The 8,051-nt window shown below is 47.5% G+C and carries 6 protein-coding genes and 2 pseudogenes; 4 read left to right on the top strand and 4 right to left on the bottom strand.

Annotated elements, in window-relative coordinates; genetic code table 11:
- The 4 genes and pseudogenes from ACWJAO_RS12910 to ACWJAO_RS12895 all read left to right on the top strand — a co-directional run.
- Positions 1–146 (top strand): annotated as a pseudogene (locus tag ACWJAO_RS12910) (ABC transporter ATP-binding protein); the annotation flags it as partial.
- 79 nt (positions 147–225) lie between these two features.
- Positions 226–1,515, top strand: coding sequence for an ABC transporter permease (locus ACWJAO_RS12905; protein WP_449140549.1), 1,290 nt, complete (start codon positions 226–228; stop codon positions 1,513–1,515).
- A gap of 77 nt (positions 1,516–1,592) precedes the next feature.
- Entirely contained in the window at positions 1,593–2,840 is a 1,248-nt protein-coding gene (locus ACWJAO_RS12900) for an ABC transporter permease (RefSeq protein ID WP_118065455.1), read from the top strand.
- 156 nt (positions 2,841–2,996) lie between these two features.
- Positions 2,997–4,115, top strand: a complete 1,119-nt coding sequence (locus tag ACWJAO_RS12895) for an efflux RND transporter periplasmic adaptor subunit (RefSeq protein WP_337536830.1) — start codon at positions 2,997–2,999, stop codon at positions 4,113–4,115.
- Between the two features lie 37 nt (positions 4,116–4,152).
- On the opposite strand, the gene nagB is transcribed toward ACWJAO_RS12895, so the two are convergent.
- The 4 genes and pseudogenes from nagB to ACWJAO_RS12875 all read right to left on the bottom strand — a co-directional run.
- Entirely contained in the window at positions 4,153–4,944 is a 792-nt protein-coding gene (gene nagB / locus ACWJAO_RS12890; protein WP_449140548.1) for a glucosamine-6-phosphate deaminase, read from the bottom strand.
- A gap of 85 nt (positions 4,945–5,029) precedes the next feature.
- Positions 5,030–5,482: a DUF6078 family protein gene (locus ACWJAO_RS12885; RefSeq protein ID WP_153093005.1), complete on the bottom strand. Its 453-nt coding sequence runs from the start codon at positions 5,480–5,482 to the stop codon at positions 5,030–5,032.
- 300 nt (positions 5,483–5,782) lie between these two features.
- Positions 5,783–7,048: a VapE domain-containing protein gene (locus ACWJAO_RS12880; protein WP_287820354.1), complete on the bottom strand. Its 1,266-nt coding sequence runs from the start codon at positions 7,046–7,048 to the stop codon at positions 5,783–5,785.
- 656 nt (positions 7,049–7,704) lie between these two features.
- Positions 7,705–7,865 (bottom strand): annotated as a pseudogene (locus tag ACWJAO_RS12875) (IS1380 family transposase); the annotation flags it as partial.
- Positions 7,866–8,051 lie beyond the last annotated feature (186 nt).

Genomic DNA, 8,051 nt, shown 5'->3' with positions numbered 1-8,051 from the left:
AAGAGGGAATGACCATCGTGGTGGTAACCCACGAAAGCGGTGTAGCCAACGAGACCGATAAGGTTATCCATATCAAGGACGGACTCATCGGAAGCATCGAAGACAACAGAGACCATCATCTCGTATCAAAAGACTACGTAAAGTAAGTGAAGAGTGAAGAGTGAAGAATCCAATTGTCTTTCTCTGACATCTCTTCGGGGTTATTAATTTTTAAAACAATACACAATGCATATGAATTCTTCACTCTTCACTCTACACTCTTCACTCCTCTCAGAGGTTTGGAGCACGTCGAAGCGCAACAAGCTCCGCACTTCGCTTACGGGATTTGCCGTTGCCTGGGGAATCTTCATGCTGATATTCCTGCTGGGCGCCGGCAACGGACTGATTAATGCCCAGTTGCAGCAAAGCACCCGATTCCTAGCCAACTCTATGCGAGTATTCCCGGGCGAAACCTCCAAGGCTTACAAGGGACTGAAGGAAGGAAGAAGCATCACGCTCAACGACAAGGACATCCTCATCAGCAACAAGACCTATGGTCAATACGTAGATGATGTGGGCGGAAGATTGGAACAATATAACGTGAACATCAATTATGGCGATAATTATGTGGCAAGCCAGTCATTGGTGGGTGTGGCTCCTACACATCCCAAAATCGACAAGACGGAGCTGATAGCCGGACGATTCATCAACGAAATCGATATGAAGGAGCAGCGCAAGAATGTGGTGCTGAGCCGAAGCCAGGCCAAGGAACTCTGCAAAGACTACCGTTCGCTGGTGGGCAAGAACGTAAAGATCAGCAACCTCAACTTCCAGGTGGTGGGAATCTACAAGGATGATGAATCGCGCAACAATACCGAAGCCTTCATCGCCTACTCCACCATCAAGACCATCTACGCCAAGGGCGATGATGCAGGAAGTCTGGAGTTCACCATCAAGAATCTGAAGACCAAGGAGGACAACAAGCAGTTTGAGAAGAACTATCGCGCCAGCATCAACAACAACCATCAGGCAGCACCTGATGACGACCGAACCGTCTGGCTCTGGAACCGATACATGGACAATATCCAGATGAACCAGGGAATCGCCATCATGCAGACGGCCCTCTGGATTGTGGGTCTGTTCACCCTGCTGAGCGGAATCGTGGGCGTAAGCAACATCATGCTCATCACCGTGAAGGAGCGAACCCGAGAGTTTGGCGTAAGAAAAGCCATCGGCGCCAAACCTTGGTCGATACTGAAGCTCATCATCACCGAGAGTATCATCATCACCTCGTTCTTCGGCTACATCGGAATGGTCTGCGGCGTGGCAGCAAACGAAATCATGGATGCTACCATCGGCCACACCACCGTAGATACCGGACTATTTAAAGCCGCCATGTTTGTGAACCCTACGGTGGGCCTCGGCACCTGCATCGGCGCCACCATCACCATCGTCATCGCAGGCACCATCGCCGGACTCATCCCAGCCATCAAGGCTGCAAGAATCCGACCGATAGAAGCGCTGAGAGCAGAGTAATGCAAAATGTTGAATGTTAAGTGTTGAATGTTGAATTCATTCTTGCTTACACCTTGATTATATATATAGACTATACTATGCGATTAGATTTAGATACATATAAAGAGATTCTCGACACCATCACGAGGAACAAGAGCCGCAGTCTGCTTACGGGCTTCGGCGTGTTCTGGGGCGTGTTTATGCTCATCGCCCTGATGGGTGGCGGACAGGGACTGAAGGAGATGCTGCAAAACAACTTCACAGGCTTTGCCACCAACACAGCTATCATCTGGGCGCAGAACACCACCAAACCCTACAAGGGATTCAACAAGGGGCGCTCCTGGCAGATGGAAGAGAAAGACCTGGACAGATTGCGCCACCAGGTGCCCGAACTCGATGTCATTACCCCGCTGCTCTTCGGCGGCAACAAGTCGGTGGTGTTTGGCGACAAGAAATTCAGCGGCAGCACCCAGGGCGTAAATCCTGACTACGCCAAAGTTTCTGCACCACAGATGTTTTACGGCAGATACATCAACGAGATGGATGTGCGCCAGCAGCGCAAGGTTTGCGTCATCGGCAAACAGATTTACAAGAATCTCTTTCCTGGCGGCGGTGATCCGTGCGGCAAGAGCGTAAGAGTAGATTCTACCTATTATATGGTGATAGGCGTAGATTACCGCTCGGGCAACGGCGTGAACTTCGGCGGTCGTGCCGATGAAACCATCACCCTGCCCCAATCGGTTTTGCGCAGCGCTTATAACCGGGGTAAGGCGGTTGACATCATCGCCACCACCGGCAAACCGGGCGTAGTAATGAGCAGCATTGCCCAGCGGATGAGAGAAACCGTAGCAAGAGCCCACAGCATCGACCCTACGGACGAAAAAGGCATCATGGTGTTCAATACCGAAGTTCTCTTCCAGATGCTCGACAACCTGTTCAAGGGTGTCAACTTCCTCATCTGGCTGGTAGGCATCGGTACCCTTCTTGCCGGCGCCATCGGAGTTTCCAACATCATGATGGTAACGGTAAAGGAGCGAACCACCGAGATAGGCATCCGCCGAGCCATCGGAGCCACGCCTAAGATGATACTCTCGCAAATCATCTCCGAGAGTATTCTCCTCACCCTGGTAGCCGGCATGAGCGGCATCCTCTTCGGTGTTGCCATCCTGCAGATGCTGGAAGTAGGAAGTACCACGGATGGCATTCTTACCGCCCACTTTCAGGTAGATTTCTGGACGGCCATCTCTTCAGCCATCCTCATCTGCATTCTCGGCGGCCTAGCCGGACTCGCCCCTGCATGGCGAGCCATGAGTATCAAACCGGTAGATGCAATGAGAGACGAATAGGAGTGAAGAACGAAGAGTGAAGAGTGAAGAATTCACTTGTCCTCTAAATGATAACTCCTGACAAATAATAATATTAACGAAATAAGAATGAAAGACGAAAGTAAAGCAATTGAATTCTTCACTCTTCGTTCTTCACTCTTCACTTAAACTTACGATATGAAAAAGTATTCAAAGTTGATTGTTGCGGCGATAGTCGCCTTGATCTTCATCGGAACCTTCGTGTTCCTTTATGAGAAATCACAGCCTAAGCCTGTGGAATATACCGAGTTTACCCCAAAGATGGGCGATGTGTTGAAAACCACGGTGATTACGGGTAAGATTGAGCCTCGCAACGAGGTGAATGTAAAGCCTCAGATTAGCGGTATCATCACCGAAATCTGCAAGCAGGCAGGCGATTTCGTGCAGGCAGGCGAGGTTATCGCCAAGGTAAAGGTGATTCCGGATATGGGACAGCTCAGTTCGGCTCAGGCACGTGTGCGCCTTGCAGAAATCAACCTAAAACAGGCACAGGTGGATTATGGTCGCGAGGAACAGCTCTTCAAGAAGCAGCTGGTCAGCGCCGATGAGTTTGATAAGGTAAAGCAGGCGATGAAACAGGCACGCGAGGAAGTTACCGCTGCCGAAGATGCTCTCCAGGTGGTGCGTGATGGTGTAAGCAAGAGCAATGCCAGCGCTTCTTCTACCCTCATCCGTTCTACCATTTCGGGAATTATCCTCGATATTCCTGTCAAGGTAGGTAACTCGGTGATTCTTGCCAACACTTTCAACGATGGTACTACCATCGCCAGTGTAGCCAACATGAACGACCTCATCTTCCGTGGCAATATCGATGAAACCGAAGTGGGAAGTCTCGTTACAGGAATGCCGATGAAAATTACCATCGGAGCCTTGCAGAACCTCAACTTCGAGGCAAACCTGGAGTATATCTCTCCTAAGGCTGTAGAAAACAATGGTGCCAACCAGTTTGAGGTAAAGGCAGCCATCCGTTCTACCAAGGGCGGCAAGATCCGTTCAGGTTACAGTGCCAATGCCGAGATTGTACTGGCAAAGGCTACCCATGTACTCACCGTTCCGGAGAGTGCCATTGAGTTTAGCGGCGATTCTACCTTTGTATATATCATAAAAGGTAGCGGCGAGAAGAAGACTTATGAGCGCAAACAGGTAACCACCGGTTTGAGCGATGGAGTAAATATAGAAATCAAGAAAGGTCTGGGACTCAAAGACAAGGTTCGCGGTCCTCAGGTTATAGCAGAAAATAAGGATGATGACGAATAGTCATCATCCTTATTCTTTTTTATAGGCATCAGATAACTTAGATGTTATCTTTCTCGATATCCTTGAAGTAGCGGTAAGTACCCACCTTCAGTTCATCGCAGGCAATCTCATCACAAACAATGATGCCATGCTGGTGCTGCTGCAGAGCGCTGATGGTCCAAGCCTGGGTAACAGGGCCTTCGATGGCAGCCTGCAGGGCGCGCGCCTTGCTATGACCGTTGCAGAGAATCATTACCTCTCGGGCAGCCATCACGGTACCCACACCTACGGTCAGAGCCAGACTAGGTACCTTCTCAGGATCATTATCGAAGAAACGGGAGTTGGCAATCTTGGTGTCTGTAGTGAGCGTCTTTACTCGTGTGCGGGAGGTTAGAGAAGAGAATGGCTCATTGAAAGCGATATGGCCATCAGGACCGATACCACCGATAAAGAGGTCGATGCCACCCGCTTCTTCTATCATCTGCTCATAATGACGGCACTCCTCTTCCAGATTCCCGGCATTACCGTTCAGGATATGAATATTCTCCTTAGGGCAGTCGATATGATCGAAGAGATTGGTAGCCATGAAAGAGTGATAGCTCTCAGGATGAGCTTCCGGCAAACCTACATATTCATCCATATTGAAGGTGATGACATGCTTGAACGAAACCTTGCCTTCTTTTACCGCCTTTACCAGATTGGCATACATGCCCTGAGGTGAAGAACCGGTTGGCAAACCCAGAACAAAAGGACGTTCAGCAGTTGGTTGAAATCTGTTAATTGTTTCAACAACATGATCAGCTGCCCACTTTGACAGCTTCTCATAATCTTTTTCGATAATAACACGCATAATCTATTTCTTATTGTTTAGTTGTAAAATTCAGGAAACAAAAATAATAAAAATCTGTTTCATTACCGCTAAAAGATGGCAAAAATTATATTTTTTTACAGTTTGCGGTATCTACTTCTTCATAGCCCTCCTGCTCTACATATTCATCGAAACCGATGCTGATATCGGCGCCATTCTGCTCGAAGAGACGCAGTAATTTCTGCTGCATATCGGGTGCGATGAGGATAGCGCCGCGCTTCGCCTTGCAATAGGTGCTTTCGCTGATATAGGGCGAAAAGTGCCAGAAATGAGACGTATTGGCAGAAGGTATCGTGCCGAACATGCGGCGGAATCCGCGTGCCATGCGTATAATCTTCTTCTGAAGACGATAGGCGCAGCCCTGCTCGTTGCAGGCTATACGGTCCGGGTTCAGAATACTGAATACCTTCTCCGACTTACGCAATTTCTGATAACGCTCAAAACGAGCACAAAGGTGATGTACTGGGCACGCCTCCTTGAGACATACCGTATCAATGGAATGGATTGAAATATTGTTCATACTCATTACTTTTTTAGTTGGATAAATAATTTTTTCTACGAAAGATTGAGGAACTGTTATCGGCAAACAGCCAACTGGCGAACCACAGACAGCCAACTAGCCGCTATGAGAACAGTGGGCTGTTCTAGTCAGACAGCTATCGGAAAAGCCTGAGAAAGAATTTTAAGAAAGGAACTGCGAAAAACTCTTCACTCTTCACCTAACCCCTGGAAATGCCGATAAACAGAGGGGATTCGAAGGGTGAAGAGTTGTTTCTCACTCTTCACCCACTCTTCACCCGCCTGCCGCTTAGCTATATTTTCAGATTCTTACAAGCAGATAGGCCTGACCCTTCTTGGTATGCTTCATCTTGCAACCCAGGAGTTTGAGCGACTGGCCTATGCGAATCTTGGTACTCAGATTACTGATCAGCATCGGAAATCTTTCGTGCAGAACCTCGAAAACATCCGAACAGATGAGCCATTCGCCCGTTTCATTATCCTCAGGAACACGGAAGCAACTCTTCAGCATCGATTCAAAATCATCTACCTTGAAGAAAGGAAGATTGCACTTCTGAATACGGTCCACCTCGGCATTGGTAAACCAGTAAGGCGTCTTCTTATGGCAAAGCTCATACATAACTTGTGCATAGAGCTGGTCATAAATGATGGGTGAACCATTGTCGATATATTCACCTGCCGGAATGTGCAGACAGACGAATCGGCGGCTACCCGTAGGGTCGCAGAGCGGATGCTCATCATTGGTGGTTGCCAGGAAGGAAGCATAACGCGGACGGTCATCCTGACACTTGCCGAAGATAGGGCGCCCGTTCACCTTCACCTTCGAAAGCATCTGCTTCAGCTTGCCCTGCTGCGATGGTCCCATATTCGCAAACTCATCTATGTTGACATAGAGATTATGAGTGAGCGCCATCTCGGAATCAAACTTATTGGCAAAGTTGATGTGGTCGAGGAAATACTGGCGCAGATGATCCGGCAGCAGGCGATAGGCAAAGGTACTCTTGCCGCAACCCTGCTTGCCGATAAGCACAGGAGTGGTTTCGTTGCCATGAAACATATCCATCTGCAACCAGTGAGCCACAGCTGAGCGGAGCCAGGTGGCGCACCATCCCAACTGTTCACTTGTAAGCCCCGGAATCCTGCCAAAGAGTTCAGCCACATGGTTCTTACCATCCCATTCCGGCAGGTTCTCGAGATATTCCCTGATAGGGTCAAACTCCGGAACCTCTTCAGAACGTACGAACTCCTCAATATCCTGTCGGGGCGACTTCTTGCCTCCCACACCCAACCGTTTGGCGTGACGGACGATGGAATTGAAAGCCTCCGGAGTCAGTACCTTCCAGGTTGAGTCAGAAGATTCCTCCTCTTCCCCACCGGTTTCCGGTTCCTCTTCTACGGGCTCCTCAGTTTCGTCCTCATTCTTTGAGAGAGTGAAATACTCGGTTTTACCACTTAGCACATTTCTACGGAAGAGATAATACTCATCGAGAAAACTCTCAACAAGAGAGAGTGCAGAAATTTCGTTTGTCATCTTATCTGATGACGATAAAGCTGTAACTTTGTTCATATATTAATTTTTTTAGTTAATAATAATCATCTTTTAGCCCTTATATATAATAAGGTGAAGAGTGGTGAAGAGTGGGTGAAGAGTTGTCTCTGACTCTTCACCCCCCGAAACCCCTCTGTTTATGGGCATTTCCGGGCTTCAGGTGAAGAGTGAAGAGTTTCAGCTCATTCATGGCTCAGCATTTCGCCGCTCTTTCGTTTTCGATTGCAAAGTTAATACTTCCCTTCACCGATTCCAAATTTTCCCCGCCACCTTCCCGCTACTTTTCTGAAATCAGGGAAGAAACAAGGGGGCTACGGGGAAAAGTATGGGAAAAAAGAGGAAAAACAAGCGCATATCCTTGCATAATCCGAAAATAAATCTTACCTTTGTGGCAAAACTTATTTTCCCTCAAATCTGCAACCTATAGGGTTTCGTGGGAATTTACCTGTAAAACGACAAAAATTCTTTTATTGTACATATTCCTTGGGCATAACAGAAACGTCGTAAACACAAAATCCCCTTACCCCATAAAGCGACTTGAGGTAATACGCCGGTTTAACCAGAAAAGCATGGCCTTTAACCAAAGTCTGTCTAGAACAGGTTGGCATAAGCATAGTTGTCTGAGTAAATGTTCAATACATGCCTACGTGACGTCTTAATCCATTTTGCTGGAAAAGAGAGCGTAGAATCTCGCTATATTGATAACCAAACATAGTGCATCTCAATCCCAAGGTGGAATCTATGGTTTGAGCTAAAAGAGCATCAAATTGCTCCATAATAGAAAAAATTCCCCAAAAGGAGTGAGTTTCTCGGATTTTATTTGTACTTTTGCCATGTCATTCAGAATTTTGTTTGTTTTTATTTTGCAACACTAAGATAAGTGAAATTTCTGACATGGCAAAATCCTGAGCAACTTTTTGTTGCTCAGGGTATTATAAAAGTTAAAATTTATAGTGTTGCGGAATTAAGGTATATGTCTCGGTTACCCATCCATAGAAGTTCACAACTCTCAGATTTCGGA

The organism is Segatella sp. (genome assembly GCF_977051555.1).
This window is presented reverse-complemented; position numbering and strand designations above follow the sequence as displayed.

Excerpts from the sequence above, each read along its gene's own strand:
- ACWJAO_RS12900 (WP_118065455.1), top strand. The coding sequence starts at position 1,593 with ATGCGATTAGATTTAGATACATATAAAGAGATTCTCGACACCATCACG.
- nagB (WP_449140548.1), bottom strand. The coding sequence starts at position 4,944 with ATGCGTGTTATTATCGAAAAAGATTATGAGAAGCTGTCAAAGTGGGCA.
- ACWJAO_RS12895 (WP_337536830.1), top strand. The coding sequence starts at position 2,997 with ATGAAAAAGTATTCAAAGTTGATTGTTGCGGCGATAGTCGCCTTGATC.
- ACWJAO_RS12880 (WP_287820354.1), bottom strand. The coding sequence starts at position 7,048 with ATGAACAAAGTTACAGCTTTATCGTCATCAGATAAGATGACAAACGAA.
- ACWJAO_RS12905 (WP_449140549.1), top strand. The coding sequence starts at position 226 with ATGCATATGAATTCTTCACTCTTCACTCTACACTCTTCACTCCTCTCA.
- ACWJAO_RS12885 (WP_153093005.1), bottom strand. The coding sequence starts at position 5,482 with ATGAACAATATTTCAATCCATTCCATTGATACGGTATGTCTCAAGGAG.